Raw genomic sequence first — 18,597 nt, forward strand, 5'->3', positions numbered from 1 at the left:
CCGGGCACCTTGTCGGCGTTGTCCGTCAGGAACTTCTCGGTGGTGTAGACGAGCTGCTCGGCCTGGTTGCGGGTCTCGGCCGCCTCCCGGCGCCGGTGGTCCTCCTCCGCGTACTGCTCGGCCTCCCGCATCATCCGCTCGATGTCGTCCTTGGGCAGCGCCGAGCCGCCGGTGACGGTCATCCGCTGCTCCTTGCCGGTGCCCAGGTCCTTGGCCGACACGTGCATGATGCCGTTGGCGTCGATGTCGAAGGTGACCTCGATCTGCGGCACCCCGCGCGGCGCCGGCGGCAGCCCGGTCAGCTCGAACATGCCCAGCTTCTTGTTGTACGCGGCGATCTCCCGCTCGCCCTGGTACACCTGGATCTGCACGCTGGGCTGGTTGTCCTCGGCGGTGGTGAAGATCTCCGAGCGCTTGGTCGGGATCGTGGTGTTGCGCTCGATCAGCTTGGTCATGATGCCGCCCTTGGTCTCGATGCCCAGGGACAGCGGGGTGACGTCCAGCAGCAGGACGTCCTTGACCTCGCCCTTGAGGACACCGGCCTGCAGCGAGGCGCCGATGGCCACGACCTCGTCGGGGTTGACGCCCTTGTTCGCCTCCTTGCCGCCGGTCAGCTCCTTGACGAGCTCGGCGACGGCCGGCATACGGGTCGAGCCGCCGACGAGGACGACGTGGTCGATCTCGGAGAGCTGGATGCCCGCGTCCTTGATCACGTTGTGGAACGGGATCTTGCAGCGCTCCAGCAGGTCGGCGGTGAGCTGCTGGAACTGGGCCCGGGTGAGCTTCTCGTCCAGGTGCAGCGGGCCCTCGGCCGAGGCGGTGATGTAGGGCAGGTTGATGGTGGTCTCGGTCGAGCTGGAGAGCTCGATCTTCGCCTTCTCCGCCGCCTCGCGCAGCCGCTGGAGGGCCATCTTGTCCTTGGCCAGGTCCACGCCGTGGCCGGACTGGAACTGCTTGACCAGGTAGTCGACGATCCGCTGGTCCCAGTCGTCGCCGCCGAGCTGGTTGTCGCCGTTGGTGGCCTTCACCTCCACCACGCCGTCGCCGATCTCCAGCAGCGAGACGTCGAAGGTGCCGCCGCCGAGGTCGAAGACCAGGATCGTCTGGTCGTCCTTCTCCAGGCCGTAGGCCAGGGCGGCGGCCGTCGGCTCGTTGACGATGCGCAGGACGTTCAGGCCCGCGATCTCGCCGGCCTCCTTGGTGGCCTGGCGCTCGTGGTCGTTGAAGTAGGCGGGGACGGTGATCACCGCGTCGGTGACCTTCTCGCCCAGGTACGCCTCGGCGTCCCGCTTCAGCTTCTGCAGCACGAAGGCGCTGATCTGCTGGGGGTTGAAGTCCTTGCCGTCCAGGTTGATCTTCCAGTCGGTGCCCATGTGGCGCTTGACCGACCGGATCGTCCTGTCGACGTTGGTGACGGCCTGGCGCTTGGCGACCTCACCGACGAGGACCTCGCCGTTCTTGGCGAAGGCGACGACGGACGGCGTGGTCCTGGCGCCCTCGGCGTTGGTGATGACGGTGGGCTCACCGCCCTCGAGAACACTGACGACGGAGTTCGTCGTACCCAGGTCGATGCCGACCGCTCGTGCCATTTCGGGTTCCTCCAGCTCATGCCTTGAGTAGATCTGGCTCAAGAGTGCAGCAGGAGGGCGGGCAGCGTCAAGAGACATGAGTCGCGTCGACTCAAGTCTCCTCCGGCAACCGAGCTCATGGCCGGGGGTTCCCGCCTCAACTGCCCGCGGAAACTGCCCGCGGAACGCCGGTCGCAGGGGGAGCCGTCCGGAGAATCAGGACGCCCGCCGGGCCGCCATGACTCCCGGACGGGGCAGCCTTCCCCGTGCCGCCCGATCCATCCGGCCCTCACCGCCCCTCTTCCGCCCCCGTCTCCCCGGCCACCCCCGTGACCGCCTCCCCGACCGCCTCGCCGGCCGCCGAGAACTCGACGGCGACGACCGCCGCGTCGTCCCGCAGCCTCCCTCCGGTGTGCCGGGCGACCGCCGCCAGCAGCTCGTCCGGCAGCCGCTCGGTGGGCACCCCGCGCAGTTCCCGCAGCGTCTCGGCGAGCGGGAAGAAGCGCCCCCTGCCGTCGCGCGCCTCGTCGATGCCGTCGGTGTGGAGCAGCAGCCGGTCCCCGGGACGCCACCGGGTGTGGACGGTCAGACCGCGTTCGTCGTCCCACCCGGCCGTGAACCCGTGCACCAGCCCCAGCGGCGGCAGCGGATCGACCGCCAGCGGCTCGCAGCCCCCGGCGGTGAGCAGCAGCGGCGGGGGATGCCCCAGGTCGACGACGCGCAGCCGCCCGCCCTCGATCTCCACCAGCGCGGCGGTGACGAACAGCTCGTCCGCCTCCGCCTCCGCCTCCGCCTCCGCGTCCGGGCCGGCGCCGCCGGCCGCCTCCCGCGCGCACCGCTCCACCGCGCGCGAGCAGCGTCCGGCCACGGTCGTCAGAGCGGACTCGTACTGGGCCGCCTCCCGGAAGGCGCCCAGCACCGCGGCGGCCGTACGGATCGCGGGCAGACCCTTGCCGCGCACATCGCCGATGATCAGCCGGGTGCGGTCCGGGCGGACCACGACCTCGTACAGGTCACCGCCGATCAGCGTGTCGGACTCGGCGGCGCTGTACCTGGCCGCCAGGCGCAGCCCGTCCGTGCGGCGCGGCACCGGGGAGAGGAGGGCGAGCTGGGCCGCCTCGGCGACCTGCCGGATCCGGACGAGCTGACCCTCGCGCCGCCGCCGGACCGCCGCCGCCACCAGGCCGGCCGCACTCACCACCGCCAGTGAGACCAGTGCGGTCGTGGAGGTGTCCGTCTCGGCCGTGACCGGTTCGAAGGAGGTGGCCAGCCCGAGGGCCAGGGCGGCGGCGGAGACGGCGAGCACGTCGCGCGGGCGCCCGCGGACCGCGGCGAGCGCGGGTGCCGGGGTGAGCAGGGAGCCGGCGTGCGCGACGCGGCCGTGGAGCCCGTCGGTGACCTCGATGACGGCGACCGCGAGAACGAGCAGCCAGGGAAGGAGGAGCCAGACCCACAACCGCCCCCACAGGCTCTCCCAGAGCCTCGCGGAGACCCGCGCGAGCCCCGCGCGCGGAGTGCGCATAGGGACTTCCTTCCCGGCCACGGGAAACGAACGCATCCCTTTTTACCGCATTCGACACCGATTCGGAGGATGAGATACGGGAGGTCTATAGGATGGATCCACCCTTCCGTTCCCGGGCCCTCCCCGAGGCCCCGCGGCCACCTCCCGGGCAAGGGCCGCCTCAGCGACGCAGATCACCGTACGAGTGGCTACAGACGGCCTCTGTTCATGGGTAGTCTCGAACAGATCGGATAAGTTACCGCTTAGTAAGCTTGCAGCCGCAGGCACCGCCCCGCAGGTTCGAGGAGCCGCCATGCAACTCGCCGCGATCGTCGTCTCGCTGGTACTCACCGCGGTCGGCGTTGCGCTCTTGGCACGCGCCGTCGCGCAGATCTACCGCTTCGTGAGGCTCGGCCAGTCCGTACCGGCGGGCAGTCGGACCGACGACCCGAAGCAGCGCACGATCACCCTGGTCAAGGAGTTCCTCGGCCACACCCGGATGAACCGGTGGGGGATCGTCGGCTTCGCCCACTGGTTCGTCGCGATCGGCTTCCTGACCCTTCCGCCGACCCTGGCCCAGGCTTACGGGCAGCTCTTCCAGGCCGACTGGGTCCTCCCCGTCCTCGGCGGCTTCCTGCCGTTCGAGATGTACATCGAGTTCATCGGCCTGATGACGGTCGCCGGCATCCTGGTGCTGATCGCGATCCGGCTGCTGAACCTGCCCACCCGCCCCGGCCGCAAGTCCCGCTTCGCCGGTTCGACCGCCTGGCAGGCGTACTTCGTCGAGTACGTCATCCTCACCATCGGCCTGGCGATCCTGGTGCTGCGCGGCCTGGAGGGCGCGATCCACCACGTCGAGGGCTACGAGGCGGCGTACTTCGTCTCCTACCCGCTGGTCGAGGCCTTCGACGGGCTGGAGACCGGCACGCTGCAGAACCTGATCTACTTCACCGCGATGATCAAGATCAGCGTCTCGCTGATCTGGATGATCACGGTGTCGCTCAACATCACCATGGGCGTCGCCTGGCACCGCTTCCTGGCGTTCCCCAACATCTGGTTCAAGCGCGAGTCCAGCGGCGACGTGGCGCTCGGCGCCCTCCAGCCGATGACCTCGGGCGGCAAGCCGATCGACTTCGAGGACCCGGGCGAGGACGACACCTTCGGCGTCTCCCAGGTCGAGCAGTTCTCCTGGAAGGGCATCCTCGACTTCTCCACCTGCACCGAGTGCGGCCGCTGCCAGTCCCAGTGCCCCGCCTGGAACACCGGCAAGCCGCTGTCTCCCAAGCTGCTGATCATGTCGCTGCGCGACCACGCGCACGCCAAGGCCCCCTACCTGCTGGCCGGCGGCGGCAAGGACATGGAGGGCGAGGAGAAGGCCACCGAGGAGCAGCTGAAGGACGTTCCCGCCGCCGCCCTGGCCGAGGCCGAGCGCCCGCTGGTCGGGACGCTGGAGGAGAACGGCGTCATCGACCCGGACGTGCTGTGGTCCTGCACCACCTGCGGCGCCTGCGTCGAGCAGTGCCCCGTCGACATCGAGCACGTCGACCACATCGTCGACATGCGCCGCTACCAGGTGATGATCGAGTCCTCGTTCCCGTCCGAGGCGGGCACGATGCTCAAGAACCTGGAGAAGAAGGGCAACCCCTGGGGGCTGGCCAAGAAGCAGCGGCTGGAGTGGACCAAGGAGCTTCAGCGGGAGACAGGCTTCGAGGTCCCGGTCGTCGGCAAGGACATCGAGGACCTCACCGAGGTCGAGTACCTGTACTGGGTCGGCTGCGCCGGCGCCCTGGAGGACCGGGCCAAGAAGACCACCAAGGCCTTCGCCGAGCTGCTGCACATCGCGGGCGTGAAGTTCGCGATCATGGGCGGCGACGAGAAGTGCAGCGGTGACTCCCCCCGCCGCCTGGGCAACGAGTTCCTCTTCCAGCAGCTCGGCGCCGAGAACGTGGCCATGCTGAACATGGCCTTCGGCGAGGACGAGGACGAGGGCGTCACCGTCGAACGGTCCAAGAAGAAGATCGTCGCGACCTGCCCGCACTGCTTCAACACGATCGCCAACGAGTACCCGCAGCTCGGCGGGCACTACGAGGTCATCCACCACACCCAGCTGCTCCAGCACCTCATCGACGAGGGACGCCTGGTGCCGGTCACGCCGGTCGAGGGTCTGATCACCTACCACGACCCGTGCTACCTGGGCCGCCACAACAAGGTCTACACGCCGCCGCGCGAGATCATCGGCAAGGTGCCCGGCCTGCGCAACGAGGAGATGCACCGCCACAAGGAGCGGGGCTTCTGCTGCGGCGCCGGCGGCGCGCGGATGTGGATGGAGGAGCGCATCGGCAAGCGCATCAACACCGAGCGCGTGGACGAGGCGCTGTCGCTGAACCCGGACATCGTCTCCACCGCCTGCCCGTTCTGCCTGGTGATGCTGACCGACTCGGTCAACGGCAAGAAGAACGAGGGCAAGGCCAAGGAGAACGTCCAGGTCGTGGACGTCGCCCAGCTCCTGCTGGAGTCGGTCAAAACCCCGGCGGAGCCGGAGGGCCCGGCCGGCACGGAGCCGGCTCCCGAGCCCGAGCCCGCCTCCTAGCGGTCACGCTCCGGGCAGCACGCCGGGCAGTACGCAAGACGGCGGAGGCCGGTCCCGCGGGATGCGGGACCGGCCTCCGCCGTTCTGCGTCCTCCGGCCGTGCCGTCCCGGCCCGGCCCTTCTCCCGGCTCCTCAGTCCTCGCCGAACCACTCGTCCAGGACGGTGTCGAACTCCTCGTCCCACTCCTTCAGGACCTTCCGGGAGGGTGCGTCGACGTCGGCCTCGTACCAGCGGCGGGCGGTCGTGCAGACCGACACGGAGAACCGGCGCCCGAAGCGCGGAAGGTCCGTCTCGACCGCACCGATCTCGTCCCAGGGGAACCGGGCCTCCTCGCCGTCCAGCCGGAACACCACCCCGAAACGGCCGGCGGCTATCGAGCCGCGGCGGTCGGACGCCTCGAAGGCGGGTTCGCCGTCCTCGTCCCCGTCCTGCTCGCCGTCCCCCTCCTCCCGGTCGCCGGGCTCCTGCCCACCGGCGGGCTGCTGGTCACCGGCGGTCTCCTCGGCGGCCTCCTCCGAGGCGGCCTCCCCGGCAGGGGTCTCCTCCTGCTTCTGCTCCACCTCCTCGTCGGCGGCCTCCTCACCGGCCCGGTCGGGGCTCGGCGGAGCGAGGCCGGGGATGTAGGCCGGATCGGTGCCGGCTGCGGTTACGGGCGGGATGACCGGACCTCTGAGCTGTTCCACGGCGGGCAGTATGGCCGACGAACCCGTACCGGCGACAGACGGTCCCGTGCCCGGCCGGTGAAGAAACTTCCGCCTCCCGTACAACCCCGGCGCACCCCCGGAGGTCTCCTGTTGGCCACCTCCGCGTGAATTCCTGGCCAACGCCCGGCGAAGCGGGCGGATTTGGCCACATCAGTCCGGGATGCCTGGCGGCATCCTCCTCGTGCAGCAGGAGAGTTCCGAGTGCACAATCGTTTCCGTACGGCCCTCGCGGCCGCGACCGTTGCGGCCCTGACCGGCGGTCTGGTGGCCGCCACCGCCGGCACGGCCGCCGCCGAAGGCGACCGCCCGACCGCCGACTTCAACGGCGACGGCTACCGCGACCTCGCCGTCTCGGCCCCCCTCGCCACCGTCGACGGCCAGAAGAACGCGGGCCAGGTCGTGGTGCTCTACGGCTCCGCCGCGGGCATCACCACCACCTCCAAGCGCACCGTCATCAGCCAGGACAGCCCCGGGGTGCCCGGTGTCCCCGAGGCCGGCGACCGCTTCGGCCTCGACACCACCGCGGCCGACTTCAACAACGACGGCTTCACCGACCTCGCCGTCGGCGCCCCGTACGAGAAGGTCGGCGACGACGTCAACGGCGGCACGATCCAGATCATCTGGGGCTCCGCCTCGGGTCTGTACGGGGGCACCACCGTCCCCGACCCCTCGCCGAGCTCCCACGACCGCTTCGGCTACGTGCTGGACGCCGCCGACTACGACGGCGACGACAAGGCCGACCTGGCCGTCGGCACCAGCTCTTCCTACGTCCGCGTCTTCCGCGGCGGCTTCGGCAAGGGCAAGGGGGAGCACGGCGGCGCCTACGGTGTCCGTCCCGCCATCCTCAGCGGAGCCGACACCGGCCCGAAGAACCTCCACTCCGGCGACGTCAACGGCGACGACATCGCCGACCTGGTGGTGGACGGCTTCGAGCGGGACTCCAGTGACGGCGAGTACCACTGGAACGCCAACTACTACGTCCCCGGCTCCGCCTCCGGTCTGACCGCGAGCGGCCAGCAGAAGCTCCCCGCCGGCCTGATCACCGACATCGGCGACGTCAACAGCGACGGCTTCGGCGACATCGTCATCGGCATGCACTTCGACTCCGACTCCGGCGTCCCCGGCAGCCGCACCGGCGGTCTGGTCAACGTCCTCCACGGCTCCCCCTCCGGCCCCAACGGCAACCGCCAGTCCTTCACCCAGGACTCCCCCGGCATCCCCGGCGGCTCGGAGCGGTACGACAGCTTCGGCTCCGAACTGGACCTGGGCGACGTCAACGGCGACGGCCACCTCGACCTGGCCGTCGGCGCCCCCGGCGAGTCCCTGGGCGACGTGCAGTACACCGGTGCGGTCGTCGTCCTGTACGGCGCGGCGGACGGCTCCGGCCTCACCGGCTCCGGCTCGCAGTTCATCCACCAGGACACCCCCGGCATCCCCGGCGGCAACGAGACCGACGACCAGTTCGGCAGCGACGTCCACCTCGCCGACATGAACGGCGACGGCCTGGCGGACCTGACGGTCGGCGCCCTGGGCGAGAACAACGGCAACGGCGCTGTCACCGCGCTCCGTTCCGACGGGACGCAGATCGCCGGCGGCGGCTACTTCCTCTCCGTCAGCAGGGTGGGCGTCTCCACGGCCGGCACCCCGCTGTTCGGCGTCAACTTCGCCGGCTGACGCCCTCCGCGTCACCTCGGCCGCCACTCCGGCCGCCGCTTCGGCGGCGTTTCGGCGACACTTCGGCGGCCTTTCGGCGGCACTTCTGTGCACACGCGCCCCCGTGGGGCCCGGTCGACGGACCGGGCCCCACGGCCGTCCCCTACGGGCAACCCCACCCCCGCCCGGGGGCATCCCCCACGGGGTCCCCCTGGGGGATGTCACAGCTCGGCGGCAATGCGCGGCCCGCCGCCCGGCCCACGACACCCCGTACGGCCGGACACGGTACGTTCGAAGGCGTGGCTGGATTCAGGATGGGACACGGCCGGGATCCCCGGAACGCACGACAGCAAGGGCACCGCCCCCCGCAGCAGGCTCCCGGCACACCCGGGCAGCCGCCGTACGCGCCTCCCGCGCAGCCGGGGCAGCAACCCGTACAGCCCGGTCGGCCCGGGCACACCCTCTGGCGCCAGGGCGGCGGACGGCACGGCGAGCCGGAGTACTTCGGCGAGCCGGGCCACGGCGGCCACCACCCCGGACACGGCGGACAGGTGCGCCCGCCCGCGCACGACCCCGCCAACAACCCCGGGCACACCCAGATGTTCAGCTTCGGCGAGGCCCCCGACCACGGCCACCCCCCGCAGCCGGGCCACCCGGTCGGCGACGGCTACACCGACGGCGGCACCTACGCGGCGGGCCAGCCGCCCGTGGCGCCCTCCGGCCCGCGGCTGCACTGGAAGCAGCTGCTGAGCGGCATCGTGCTGCGCCCCGGCGCCACCTTCTGGCAGATGCGCGACCACTCGGTGTGGGGCCCGGCGCTCATCGTCACCTTCGTCTACGGCCTGCTCGCCGTCTTCGGCTTCGACCGGGCCCGCGAGGACGCGATCAACTCCACGCTCTCCAACGCGATCCCGTTCGTGCTGATCACCGGTGTGGCCGTCGTCGTCTCCGCCCTGCTGATGGGCGTGGTCACCCACACCCTGGCCCGCCAGCTCGGCGGTGAGGGACTGTGGGCGCCGACCGTCGGCCTGTCCATGCTGATCATGACGATCACGGACGCGCCGCGGCTGCTGCTGGCGATGTTCCTGGGCGGCAGCGCCACGGTGGTCCAGGTCGTCGGCTGGATCACCCTGCTCGCGGCGGGCGTGCTGCTCACCTCGATGGTCCGCCGCTCGCACGACCTGCCCTGGCCGAAGGCGCTGGGCGCCTGTGCGATCCAGCTGATCGCGCTGCTGGCGCTGTTCAAGCTCGGCACCCTGTAGGGCGCGGCGGGTACGGCCCGTACGCCCGCACACGCTGCCCGCACGTGAAGGGGGCCCGCGCACCGGCGCGGGCCCCCTTCACGTGTCAGGCATGTCAGGCATCTCAGGAGTCGAGAACCTGCCCCTCCCGCCGTACGACCGGCGGTTCCACACTCCACGGGAAGTCGATCCAGCGATCGGTGCGCTTCCACACGTACTCGCACTTCACCAGCGACCGCGGCTTCTCGTAGACCACCGCGGACCGCACCTCGGCCACATGCTCGGCGCAGAAGTCGTGCACCAGCTTGAGCGTCCTGCCGCTGTCGGCGACGTCGTCGGCGACCAGGACCCTCTTCTCGCTCAGGTCGACGACGTTGGGCACCGGCGGCAGCATGACGGGCATCTCCAGCGTCGTGCCGACGCCGGTGTAGAACTCCACGTTCATCACATGCAGGTTCTTCACGTCCAGCGCGTAGCCGAGCCCTCCGGCGACGAACAGCCCGCCGCGCGCGATGGACAGGATCATGTCCGGCTCGTAGCCGTCGTCCGCGACGGTCCGCGCCAGCTCCCGGATCGCCCGCCCGAACAGCTCGTAGGTCAGATTCTCCCGCTCGTCGCCCATGTGCCTCTCCTCGCTCCTCGCTCCTCGCTCCTGGCTCCTGGCTGCCCGCTGTCCGCTGTCCGCTCAGACCTGCGTGCGGTGGAAGTTCAGATAGGAGCGCGAGGGCGTCGGGCCGCGCTGCCCCTGGTAGCGGGAGCCGTAGCGGGCGGAGCCGTATGGGTGCTCGGCGGGCGAGGAGAGACGGAACATGCACAGCTGCCCGATCTTCATTCCGGGCCAGAGCTTGATCGGCAACGTCGCCACGTTCGACAGCTCCAGCGTCACATGTCCGGAGAAGCCGGGGTCGATGAAGCCGGCCGTGGAGTGCGTCAGCAGGCCCAGCCGCCCCAGCGAGCTCTTGCCCTCCAGCCGGGAGGCGATGTCGTCGGGCAGGGTGACGACCTCGTAGGTGGAGGCCAGCACGAACTCGCCCGGGTGGAGGATGAACGGCTCGTCCCCCTCCGGCTCGATCAGCCGCGTCAGGTCGGACTGCTCGACCGCGGGGTCGATGTGGGGGTAGCGGTGGTTCTCGAACACCCGGAAGAAGCGGTCCAGCCGCACGTCGATGCTGGACGGCTGCACCATCGCCGGGTCGTACGGATCGATCCTCACCCGCCCGGAGTCGACCTCGGCCCGGATGTCCTTGTCTGAGAGAAGCACGACGTCGAGCGTACAGACAGCGGGCCCGGCGCCTGCGCACCGGGCCCGCGTGCCCTCACCCGTCACGACCGCTCACCACGGCCGCCTCGACACCTCAGCGCCTCACGGCCTCCATGCCCGTCACGGCCTGCCGCGCCACCGGCACTGCCTGCCTCAGCCGCGCACACCGCGGACACCGCAGCAGTCGGCCCGGACCGATCCGGCCGCTTCCGAGGTTCTGCATCGGGAACGTCGAGGTGCTGAACACATGCCCATCGGCACACTGAACGACGGTGGACTCCATCGCCTACCTCTCCCCACTACGTGTACGACCAAAGCCACATTAGGGGATCAATCGGCCTGCCCCGCACCCGGCGCTCCGCACCCACCGTACGCCCCAACTCCCTTCCCCCGCTTCCCGGAAACCCGCCCGTCACACGCCCCGGGGACACGACGAAAAGGACCCCTCGGCTGTGCGCCGGGGGCCCGGTATGGGGTACAGTGTGCGTCGGTGAGCGACGTGATCGTCCGCTCCTCGCGGGTGTAGTTTAATGGTAGAACATGAGCTTCCCAAGCTCAGAGCGCGGGTTCGATTCCCGTCACCCGCTCCATGACGAAGGCCCAGGTCGGCGACCTGGGCCTTGCTCGTTGCACGGGCTCCTCAGCGCCGTTCCAGCGGTGCTGGGGGAGGGGGAGGACCGCGGTTCGGCGGCTGGAGTGCCTGCAGTAGCCTCTGCGAGGCTCTTCACGGCCTGTAGCTCACGGACTCCCGGCCCGTGCCGGCTCAGCGTCGGCCCCCCGTTCCGTCTCGTGCGCCGGCGTCCGGCAGGCACCGCCGGATGGCCCTGGACGTGGGCCACGGCTCCGGACGCTTCACTCGGCGGCACCCACAGGCCTTGAAAGCGTTTACCCTCGCTCGTTCTTGACGAGGGGTTGTGCACGGCCGGCGCAGGCAGGTCATCGCTTGGCCATCGACGTTGCCCGACCGTCGGTTGGGTCCTGGACTGCTTCCAGGCCGCCCCCGGACAGGCCGGGGATGCAACCATTCCCTTCGGAGCTGGAACCCCCGGAAGCCGACCGCGCGCCCGCGACCATAGCCGCGAGCACCGACAACCGGAGTGGTCAGTGCTGCTTGCGCCGGTGCGTTCGGCCGCCGTCGGCCGGGGCGTGCGCCACGACCGGTCGTCGCCGAGGCCGAGGAGTGCCGCGGTGGCGGCGGTCTGCAGCAGGCCGCCGGCGATCAGCGTCGACCGTGTGCCGATCCGCCCGACGACCCGCGGGGCGACGGACCCGCCGATGACCGTTCCGATGCCCAGCACACCGAACGACAGACCGGCGGAGAGCGGGGAGAAGTCCAGGACCTTCTGGAGGTAGAGGGTCATCAGGAAGACCAGTGAGGTCTCGGTGAGGAAGGCGATCAGGCCGGCGACGTTGCCCCAGGCCACGTTGCGCCGGCGCAGCACCCCCACCGGCACCAGCGGGGAGGCCGCCCTGCTCTCGATCGCGTGGAAGAGCAGCAGCAGCGCCACGCCCGCCGCGAGGGAGCCCAGTGCGACGGGCGAGGTCCAGCCGTGCTCACCGGCCTGGGTGAGGCCGAGGACGACGGCCAGCAGGCCGAGCGTGACGGTGACGGCGCCGGGCAGGTCCAGCCTCGGGCGGCCCTCCGGACGCGACTCCTTGATCACCACCACCGCGGCGGCCAGCACGACGGCGACGACCGGCACGTTGACGAAGAAGGCCCAGCGCCAGGAGAGCAGGTCGGTCAGCAGGCCGCCGAGGATGGCGCCGGTGGTGAACCCGGCCGACATGAGCGCCCCGTTGAGTCCCAGCGCCTTGTCCCGCAGCGTCCCCTCGGGGAAGGAGGTGGTCAGCAGCGACAGGCCCGCCGGCGTCACCGCGGCCGTCGCCAGACCCTGGAGGATCCGCGCCACGATGAGCAGTTCGGGCGAGGTCGCCAGACCGCCCAGCAGCGATGCCGCGCCCAGGACCAGCAGGCCGCCCAGGAACAGCCGCCTGCGGCCGAACAGGTCCGCGATACGCCCGAACAGCAGCGTGAAACCGGCCGCGCACAGCGCGAAGGACGTCGCGATCCACTGGAGGTTGGCCAGCTCGAAGCCCAGGCCCTCGCCGATGACCGGCAGGGCCACGTTCAGGATGGAGAAGTCCACGGCCAGCATGAACTGCGCGGCCAGCAGGATGACCAGCACCAGCCGCAGCCGCGGGGTGAGCCGGGTGGGGGGCGGCTCCTCGGCCGGTCTCGCACCGGCCGTGTCGATGACGCTCATCAGGGGGTTCCCTTCTCTTCTCTCACGCGCTCGTCGCGGAAGTCGCGAGAAGAGCCTCGCCGGGACGCGGCACCCCAGCCAGAACCCGCCTGAGACCGGCATCGCGCAGGGTGGTCACAACAGGACCACCCTGGGCCGCGGCGCGGGCCGTCCGGCGCGGGCATCATGGAGACCGCAGCCGCCGACCCGAGGGGTGCCGATGAGCGCGTCGTCCGAGCTGGGGAACTTCCTGAGGAACCGCCGCGGCGACCTCCGCCCGGAGGACGTCGGTCTGCTGCGACACACCGGCCGGCGCCGCGTGCCGGGGCTGCGCCGCGAGGAGCTGGCGATGCTCGCCGGCGTCAGCGTCACCCACTACACCCGCCTGGAACAGGGACGGGCGACGACCGCCTCGGACTCCGTCCTGGACGCGATCGCCCGGGCGCTGCGGCTGACCGACGACGAGACCGCCCACCTGAGGGACCTGGCCCGCCCCGCGTCCCCCCGGCGCACCCCCGCCGCACCGCGGGCGGAGTACGTGAGCGCGTCGGCCCGGCAGCTGCTGTCCGCCATGACGGCGGTGCCCGCCCTGGTGCTGGACCGCCGCAACGACATCCTCGCCTGGAACCGGCTGGGCCACGCGCTGCTGGCCGGGCACCTGGACGCCAGGGGGCCGGACGACCCGAGCGCCCGCCCCAACCTCACCCAACTGCTCTTCCTCGACGAGAACTTCCGCACCCTGTACGCCGACTGGCACGAGGAGGCCCGGCTCGCGGTCGCCTCACTGCGCCTGGTGGCCGGGCGCCACCCCGACGACCGCCGGCTGGCCGAACTCGTCGGGCAACTCGCGATGCGGAGCCCCGACTTCGCCTCCCGGTGGGCCGGGCACCCGGTGCGCACCTGCACCTCGGGCGTCAAGCACTTCCGCCACCCCGTGGTCGGCGCCATGGAACTCGCCTTCGAGAACCTCCACATCCCCGGCGACTCGGGGCAGCGCATGATCGCCTACAGCGCCGAGCCCGGCTCGCCGTCCGACGCGGCCCTGCGGCTCCTGGACAGTGCCACCGCGCCCGGGGAACGGGTGCCGGAGGGCCTGGTGGAGAACGAGTTCCGCGGCGCATGACGGCGCCCTGCCCGCAAGAAGCCCCGGCCCGCCGTTTCATTCCCTGTGCGGCGGGCCGGATTCGGAAGGTCGTGCCTTCCGCCTGCTGTCCGGCGATGTAGCCACCCTGCGGGCAGGACAGGCCGTCGAGACGGGCTCGCCGCCGCCCAAGAGGCGGAGTCGCCCATGGCGACCGCCCTTGCTCAGTTGCCTTCGGTCCAGTACCGCTGGAGCCGAGTCACTGCCTCGTCCATGGTCATCTCGGCCACTGTCTCCTCCGCGAGACCGACCCGGTGGATCAGTAGATACACCAGGTCCGCGGGCAGCGCCTCCTTCGGCACCGCCGGGACCCCCCGGTCCGGAAGCCGGCCGTCGAGCACGCAGTCCCAGAACTCGTCTTCGGTGACATCCAGTTGGTCACGCAGGATGTGTCCCCACAGCCCCGCGCCGTAGACCGTGCGGTCCACAGGGTGGGAGATCCGCGTACGCAGGACACGCCCGTCGTGCAGCCTCAGCTCGTAAGTGATGTGATGCGTGCCGGTGCGCCCGCGCGCGTCTCGCACCCTCACCCATTCTTCGACGACGCAGAACCGCTCATGGCGTTCGCGGTCCGGTTGCGGTCGGCTCACCGGCCGGTCCCGACCAGCCAGTCCGCCAGCTGCCGGTCATCGCTCAGGGCGATCAGCTGCACCAGGCCCCAGTTGTCCTGGTGGTTGGGGGCCGAACGCAGGCGGTCCTGCCAGTCCTCGGCGTACTCGCGCAGGGCGTCCACCATCTCGCTGACGGCCTCGTCGAAGGACGCCCCGTCCGCCGCCACCGGAAGTCCGGGGATGAAGATCGACCAACCCCCGGCCTCGGCGACGACCTGCGCCTTCGCCGAGCAAACCAGGGACAGGTAGTGACGCAGTCGCTCGACGTCCACGACTGCGGCACGGCCCGTGTCCCGGCGTACCGTCGCCACACGGCCCTCACCGGCCGCGTCGAGGAGATCCTTGAGGTGCGCACGCGCTTCGGTGTAGCTCTCGTAGTGCACTGCGGACATGGCGTCCTCCTCCGGTGTTCCGTTCAGGATGCCCTCCTCCCACAGGTACGTCAAGTACTTGAAGTACGTTACGTACCTGGCCTACTGCACCACGCTGTGCGGCATGAGCGTCCAGGCCGCCGACCTCGGCCACGGGCCTCAGGCCCTGCGCCTGGCCGACGCCGCTGCCGCCGCCTCCCCACAGGCCGGACCCCGTATGCGCGCCTTCCTCGCCGGCCGGCAGGCGTATGCCGCCGGCCGGACTGGCGACCGCCGCACCGCCCTGACCCATCTCAAGGACGCGGAGGTGGCGATGGAGAAGGCCGAGTCACCCGCCGGGCTCTCGGGCCGGTACGACCCGGCCGCGCTCGCGGATCATCGGAGCGGCCGTGCCGGTCGGCGGGGATCCGGTGGAACGCTGGGGGCGGTCAGGGCAGCTCGGGGCGTATGAGGGCCCGGGCGATCGGCTCTCCGGTGCGTGCCGCGTAGGACATCCGCTCCCGCACCTCGCGAAGGGTGCGGGGCCGGTAGCCGGGTCCGCCGCAGCAGCTCTTGTGGAAGTGGATTCCCGCGTTCACCAGCACCGTGAGCACCCGCCAGCCCTCGTCGTCCCGCCTCCGGGGCGTCGCGAAGGCCGACCCGACGTGGGCCAGCCCCTCGCCGCAGCGGGGACACCGCCGTTCGTGGTCACCGGGGTAGGGCTGCTTGTAGGAGGCCCGGCACGGCAGGCAGACGTACGAGGTCTTCGCGTGTCCCATGCGGTCAGCGTAGGTCCGCCGCCTTCCCGGCCCAACGGATTTACGGACCGGACGGAGTGGAACGGCGGGCGGTCACGCGGGGATGTCGCGGAGGTCCACGGGGGTGCAGTCGTGGAGGGCCAGGACCTGCCGGTGGGCCACCGTCCACCGGATCGCCGGGTGGTCGTGGGACACCTCCTCCAGGAAGGCGGTGACCGGCTCCAGGGTGGCCGGATGGCGGACGGTCCCGGCCACGCCCCACACCCGTGCCCGGCCCACCGGCGCGGCAGCTCCCGGCCGAAGTCGCTCCACCGCCCTCACGGTCCAGGGGGGCGGTGGCGTTCGTGGTACGTACGGAAGTCGAAGAAGCGCAGGCCTTCGACCGCGGTCTCCGCCTCGATCTCCCGCAAGGTCCAGGCATGTTCGGAGTAGTCGTCGAACGCGACACCGCCTCGCTCCAGCAACAGCGCGGCGAGATGGCGCACCTCAGCGGTTCCGTCGATGCGCCCGGATATGTCGGCCTGCACCGCCCAGGTGGGGTGATACCCGAGGGCCGCTTCGAGAAGGGCCACGTCATCAGGCTCCCAGTCTTGGAACAGGAAGCCGGTTTCCTCGTCGTCGATCACGACATGGACGCGTTCGGCGAACGTCCACGCCCCGTCGCCTCCCGCCATGTGCTGGTCCAGGCAGGCCACTGTGTCGGCACGATCGGCAGCGGGAAACAGGAACACGGTACGCATGGACGCAGCGTAGGAGCAGCGGCCGCGCCGCATCGCGGGAACGGCGACCGGACGAGCACCGCTTCCCGGGCTCGGGGCGTGGGTTCGAGTCCCGTCACCCGCTCCATGACGAGGACTCGGGTCGGCGCCCGGGCCGGCTCAGCCGTCGGCGGCGGGCGGGGGGCCGGACGGGTCGAGGTGGCGCAGGACGCGGCGCAGGAAGCGGGCGCGGTCACTGCCGTCGGGGACTTCGGCGAGACGGGTGCGCAGTCGGCGGACGAGGCCGACGGGGACGGAGTAGGTGTCCGCGGCCGTGCCGCTCAGCAGGCGGTCGGTGGTGTTGGCGCACCAGTACATGAGGAACGGCAACTCCTCGCGGGCGGTGGCGTCCAGCAGCGCCTCCAGCTTCGCCGGGTCCGGTTCGACGTAGAGGCGGGCGAGGGCGGCCAGGCGCTCGCCGGGCTCCTCGGAGGTCAGCATGGCGTCGGCGTCGAAGCCGGGCACGTGCGGCACCACCTTCAGCATCTCGCCGAAGATCCGCTCCTGGCGTGCGGTGCGCAGGGAACTGCTCGGCATCCGCTCGCGCACTGCCGCGTACTCGGTGACCAGTCGTTCGAGGGCGCCGACCGCCCAGGAGGCGTCACCTCCTGTCCCCTCCCAGCCTTCCGGATCGGGGCTGCCCGCCGCGGCGAGGGCCACGCGGGCGGTCGCCGCGGCCCCGTCCACCTGCTGGTCCAGGCGCGTGGCGCGCTCCTCCGCCACGCCGATGCGCTCCTCCAGCCGCCGGTACTCCAGCCGCGCGCCGCCCGGCAGTTCGATGCTGTGGAACAGGTCGCCCATCCACGGCACCAGCGCGATCACGAGCAGTGCGACCGCCGTGCTGTCGATGCTCAGATCCGGGCGCAGCACATGGACCAGCGCCAGCGCCGTCGCCACACAGGTGACGGCCGCCCCCGTCCAGCGCCGGCGGCGTACGAGACCGCGCTCGGTGTCCTCTCCGTCACTCCCCCTGGACATGAGGTCCAGGATGTCAGGGCGCCCCCGCCCCTGTCAGGCGTCCCGGGAACCCTCCGGGGAACGGTCCTGGGGGTACCAGCGCAGTTCGACGGTGTTGCCGTCCGGGTCGAGGATGTAGACGGACTCGGCGGTGCCGCGCGCACCGAAGCGAGGGCCGGGGCCGTCCACCACGGTGAGGGCGCCGGAGTCCACCACCTCCTGCCAGTCCAGCGGTTCGACGACCAGGCAGATGTGGTCCACGTTGGAGCCGTCGCGGGGGCCGGCGACCAGATCGATGATGGTCGTGTCGCTCACCCGCACCGACGGGAACGGCGCCTTCCCGGCGCGCCACTCCTCCACTCGGACCGGTTCCAGGCCCAGCGGGCCGCAGTAGAAGTCGAGGGACCTCTCGACGTCCTCGACGTTGAGCACCAGGTGGTCGAAGGCGATGACACGCATGACGGTCTCCTCAACGGGCTTCATCCGGGCGGTGGTTGACGGTCAGGAGCTTCCGTCACGCTATCGGCCGGGGGCGCGGCGGGCATCGGCCGCCGGTCCTGCGTCCCCGGAACGAGGAGCCCGGCGGGGCGCCGTGGGCCGGACGCCGTAGGCCGGACGGAACGGCGGCGAGACGGCGGACGGCGCGCGGTTCACGCCTCCGGCTCGGAGGGCGCCTGGCGGCGCAGCGCCGACTTGACCGTGTCGACCACGAGCCGGGCCGCGACGCCCACCAGCAGCAGACCGCCGGTCATCTGGACCATCACGATGATCCGGGCCGGCTGGGAGCGGGCGGTGATGTCGCCGTATCCGACGGTGGCGAACGTCGTGAGCGCGAAGTACAGGGCGTCGGTGCGGGTGAGGGGCTCGTTGAAGCTGCCCGGCTCGGCCCTCTCCAGCAGGTGGTAGACGGTCGCGAAGAGCAGCAGGAACAGCAGCAGCACGCTCACCAGCGCCTCGGCGGCCCGCAGGATCGGGCGGGGGGAGTGCTCGATCTCGCGGATCTCCCAGAGGAACAGGGCGAGGACGGCGAGCAGTCCCAGGACGAGGATGACGGCCGTGCCGCCGGTGAACTCCTTGTCCACGGGCAGCAGGTAGTACGCGGTCAGGAGTGCGGCGGTGATGAAGGCCAGCCGCACCGCCGCGATCACCGCGGGTACGCCGTGGGCGGAGCGGGCGTCGCGGACGCCCTCCCAGCTGTCCGGGGGCGGCCGGTGGGGCGGGTCGGGTGGCGGCATGCGCGTCTCCCGGTGGTTCGGTCGC

Annotated in this window: 20 protein-coding genes and 1 tRNA gene; 6 read left to right on the forward strand and 15 right to left on the reverse strand. The window is 71.2% G+C overall.

Translation table 11 applies throughout. From position 1 onward, the window contains the following. Positions 1-1,589, reverse strand: a 1,589-nt coding sequence (dnaK, locus tag CUT83_RS13555; RefSeq protein WP_101256094.1) for a molecular chaperone DnaK, incomplete at its 3' end; no start/stop codon positions are given. 268 nt (positions 1,590-1,857) lie between these two features. Next, positions 1,858-3,090: a PP2C family protein-serine/threonine phosphatase gene (locus CUT83_RS13560; RefSeq protein WP_101256095.1), complete on the reverse strand. Its 1,233-nt coding sequence runs from the start codon at positions 3,088-3,090 to the stop codon at positions 1,858-1,860. Positions 3,091-3,382: 292 nt separating this feature from the next. Here CUT83_RS13560 and CUT83_RS13565 point away from each other — a divergent pair, with 292 nt between their 5' ends. Then, entirely contained in the window at positions 3,383-5,659 is a 2,277-nt protein-coding gene (locus CUT83_RS13565; protein WP_101256096.1) for a (Fe-S)-binding protein, read from the forward strand. A 132-nt stretch (positions 5,660-5,791) separates the two neighbouring features. On the opposite strand, the gene CUT83_RS13570 is transcribed toward CUT83_RS13565, so the two are convergent. Next, positions 5,792-6,343, reverse strand: coding sequence for a hypothetical protein (locus CUT83_RS13570; protein ID WP_240957595.1), 552 nt, complete (start codon positions 6,341-6,343; stop codon positions 5,792-5,794). A gap of 222 nt (positions 6,344-6,565) precedes the next feature. Between CUT83_RS13570 and CUT83_RS13575 the strand changes: the two genes are divergently transcribed. Both CUT83_RS13575 and CUT83_RS13580 read left to right on the forward strand, forming a co-directional pair. After that, positions 6,566-8,038, forward strand: coding sequence for an FG-GAP-like repeat-containing protein (locus CUT83_RS13575; RefSeq protein ID WP_101256097.1), 1,473 nt, complete (start codon positions 6,566-6,568; stop codon positions 8,036-8,038). Between the two features lie 197 nt (positions 8,039-8,235). Further along, a complete protein-coding gene (locus CUT83_RS13580; protein WP_101256098.1) occupies positions 8,236-9,279 on the forward strand; it encodes a Yip1 family protein in 1,044 nt (347 codons plus the stop codon). Positions 9,280-9,382: 103 nt separating this feature from the next. Here the strand turns inward: CUT83_RS13580 and CUT83_RS13585 are convergent, their stop codons facing one another. The 3 genes from CUT83_RS13585 to CUT83_RS30955 all read right to left on the reverse strand — a co-directional run bounded on the left by CUT83_RS13585 (position 9,383) and on the right by CUT83_RS30955 (position 10,802). Then, positions 9,383-9,880 (reverse strand): phosphoribosyltransferase, encoded by a 498-nt coding sequence (locus CUT83_RS13585; protein ID WP_101256099.1) that lies wholly within the window; start codon positions 9,878-9,880, stop codon positions 9,383-9,385. Positions 9,881-9,943: 63 nt separating this feature from the next. Next, positions 9,944-10,519, reverse strand: coding sequence for a dCTP deaminase (gene dcd, locus CUT83_RS13590; protein WP_093657735.1), 576 nt, complete (start codon positions 10,517-10,519; stop codon positions 9,944-9,946). Positions 10,520-10,613: 94 nt separating this feature from the next. After that, positions 10,614-10,802, reverse strand: coding sequence for a hypothetical protein (locus CUT83_RS30955; protein WP_101256100.1), 189 nt, complete (start codon positions 10,800-10,802; stop codon positions 10,614-10,616). 233 nt (positions 10,803-11,035) lie between these two features. Between CUT83_RS30955 and CUT83_RS13600 the strand changes: the two genes are divergently transcribed. After that, a tRNA-Gly gene (locus CUT83_RS13600) sits at positions 11,036-11,109 on the forward strand. Here CUT83_RS13600 and CUT83_RS13605 read toward each other — a convergent pair. Next, positions 11,098-12,783 (reverse strand): MFS transporter, encoded by a 1,686-nt coding sequence (locus CUT83_RS13605; RefSeq protein WP_240957597.1) that lies wholly within the window; start codon positions 12,781-12,783, stop codon positions 11,098-11,100. The two genes, CUT83_RS13600 and CUT83_RS13605, sit on opposite strands and share 12 nt — an antisense overlap. 199 nt (positions 12,784-12,982) lie before the next feature. Here CUT83_RS13605 and CUT83_RS13610 point away from each other — a divergent pair, with 199 nt between their 5' ends. Further along, positions 12,983-13,885, forward strand: coding sequence for a helix-turn-helix domain-containing protein (locus CUT83_RS13610; protein WP_101256101.1), 903 nt, complete (start codon positions 12,983-12,985; stop codon positions 13,883-13,885). A gap of 182 nt (positions 13,886-14,067) precedes the next feature. Here CUT83_RS13610 and CUT83_RS13615 read toward each other — a convergent pair whose 3' ends face one another. Continuing rightward, the gene (locus CUT83_RS13615) at positions 14,068-14,493 is read right to left on the reverse strand and encodes a cytotoxic translational repressor of toxin-antitoxin stability system (RefSeq protein ID WP_101256102.1); all 426 of its coding nucleotides are present in this window, start codon (positions 14,491-14,493) and stop codon (positions 14,068-14,070) included. Then, positions 14,490-14,906, reverse strand: a complete 417-nt coding sequence (locus CUT83_RS13620) for a RelB antitoxin-like protein (RefSeq protein WP_101256103.1) — start codon at positions 14,904-14,906, stop codon at positions 14,490-14,492. The genes CUT83_RS13615 and CUT83_RS13620 overlap by 4 nt, the downstream gene beginning before the upstream one ends. Positions 14,907-14,964: 58 nt before the next feature. On the opposite strand from CUT83_RS13620, the gene CUT83_RS13625 reads away from it, so the two are divergent. After that, positions 14,965-15,336 (forward strand): NsdA family TPR-like regulatory protein, encoded by a 372-nt coding sequence (locus CUT83_RS13625; RefSeq protein WP_420882382.1) that lies wholly within the window; start codon positions 14,965-14,967, stop codon positions 15,334-15,336. Here CUT83_RS13625 and CUT83_RS13630 read toward each other — a convergent pair. The 6 genes from CUT83_RS13630 to CUT83_RS13655 form a co-directional block, all read right to left on the reverse strand. Beyond that, positions 15,314-15,643 carry a deoxyxylulose-5-phosphate synthase gene (locus CUT83_RS13630; protein ID WP_101256104.1) on the reverse strand — a complete coding sequence of 110 codons (330 nt, stop codon included), beginning with the start codon at positions 15,641-15,643 and terminating at the stop codon, positions 15,314-15,316. The two genes, CUT83_RS13625 and CUT83_RS13630, sit on opposite strands and share 23 nt — an antisense overlap. Before the next feature lie 72 nt (positions 15,644-15,715). Beyond that, the gene (locus CUT83_RS13635; RefSeq protein WP_143688549.1) at positions 15,716-15,934 is read right to left on the reverse strand and encodes a hypothetical protein; all 219 of its coding nucleotides are present in this window, start codon (positions 15,932-15,934) and stop codon (positions 15,716-15,718) included. Between the two features lie 5 nt (positions 15,935-15,939). Continuing rightward, positions 15,940-16,362 (reverse strand): hypothetical protein, encoded by a 423-nt coding sequence (locus CUT83_RS13640; protein ID WP_143688550.1) that lies wholly within the window; start codon positions 16,360-16,362, stop codon positions 15,940-15,942. 138 nt (positions 16,363-16,500) lie between these two features. Beyond that, positions 16,501-17,358 (reverse strand): hypothetical protein, encoded by an 858-nt coding sequence (locus CUT83_RS13645; RefSeq protein ID WP_101256107.1) that lies wholly within the window; start codon positions 17,356-17,358, stop codon positions 16,501-16,503. Between the two features lie 33 nt (positions 17,359-17,391). Then, complete coding sequence (locus tag CUT83_RS13650; protein WP_101256127.1) at positions 17,392-17,796, reverse strand: VOC family protein; 405 nt, start codon at positions 17,794-17,796, stop codon at positions 17,392-17,394. 191 nt (positions 17,797-17,987) lie between these two features. Continuing rightward, a complete protein-coding gene (locus tag CUT83_RS13655; RefSeq protein ID WP_101256108.1) occupies positions 17,988-18,572 on the reverse strand; it encodes a potassium channel family protein in 585 nt (194 codons plus the stop codon). Positions 18,573-18,597 lie beyond the last annotated feature (25 nt).

Source organism: Streptomyces barkulensis (assembly GCF_002843305.1).
Classification (GTDB): Bacteria; Actinomycetota; Actinomycetes; order Streptomycetales; family Streptomycetaceae; genus Streptomyces; species Streptomyces barkulensis.

Excerpts from the sequence above, each read along its gene's own strand:
- CUT83_RS13560 (WP_101256095.1), bottom strand. The coding sequence starts at position 3,090 with ATGCGCACTCCGCGCGCGGGGCTCGCGCGGGTCTCCGCGAGGCTCTGG.
- CUT83_RS13565 (WP_101256096.1), top strand. The coding sequence starts at position 3,383 with ATGCAACTCGCCGCGATCGTCGTCTCGCTGGTACTCACCGCGGTCGGC.
- CUT83_RS13580 (WP_101256098.1), top strand. The coding sequence starts at position 8,236 with ATGTCACAGCTCGGCGGCAATGCGCGGCCCGCCGCCCGGCCCACGACA.
- CUT83_RS13585 (WP_101256099.1), bottom strand. The coding sequence starts at position 9,880 with ATGGGCGACGAGCGGGAGAATCTGACCTACGAGCTGTTCGGGCGGGCG.
- CUT83_RS30955 (WP_101256100.1), bottom strand. The coding sequence starts at position 10,802 with ATGGAGTCCACCGTCGTTCAGTGTGCCGATGGGCATGTGTTCAGCACC.
- CUT83_RS13605 (WP_240957597.1), bottom strand. The coding sequence starts at position 12,783 with ATGAGCGTCATCGACACGGCCGGTGCGAGACCGGCCGAGGAGCCGCCC.
- CUT83_RS13610 (WP_101256101.1), top strand. The coding sequence starts at position 12,983 with ATGAGCGCGTCGTCCGAGCTGGGGAACTTCCTGAGGAACCGCCGCGGC.
- CUT83_RS13620 (WP_101256103.1), bottom strand. The coding sequence starts at position 14,906 with ATGTCCGCAGTGCACTACGAGAGCTACACCGAAGCGCGTGCGCACCTC.
- CUT83_RS13630 (WP_101256104.1), bottom strand. The coding sequence starts at position 15,643 with ATGGGACACGCGAAGACCTCGTACGTCTGCCTGCCGTGCCGGGCCTCC.
- CUT83_RS13640 (WP_143688550.1), bottom strand. The coding sequence starts at position 16,362 with ATGCGTACCGTGTTCCTGTTTCCCGCTGCCGATCGTGCCGACACAGTG.
- CUT83_RS13645 (WP_101256107.1), bottom strand. The coding sequence starts at position 17,358 with ATGTCCAGGGGGAGTGACGGAGAGGACACCGAGCGCGGTCTCGTACGC.
- CUT83_RS13650 (WP_101256127.1), bottom strand. The coding sequence starts at position 17,796 with ATGCGTGTCATCGCCTTCGACCACCTGGTGCTCAACGTCGAGGACGTC.
- CUT83_RS13655 (WP_101256108.1), bottom strand. The coding sequence starts at position 18,572 with ATGCCGCCACCCGACCCGCCCCACCGGCCGCCCCCGGACAGCTGGGAG.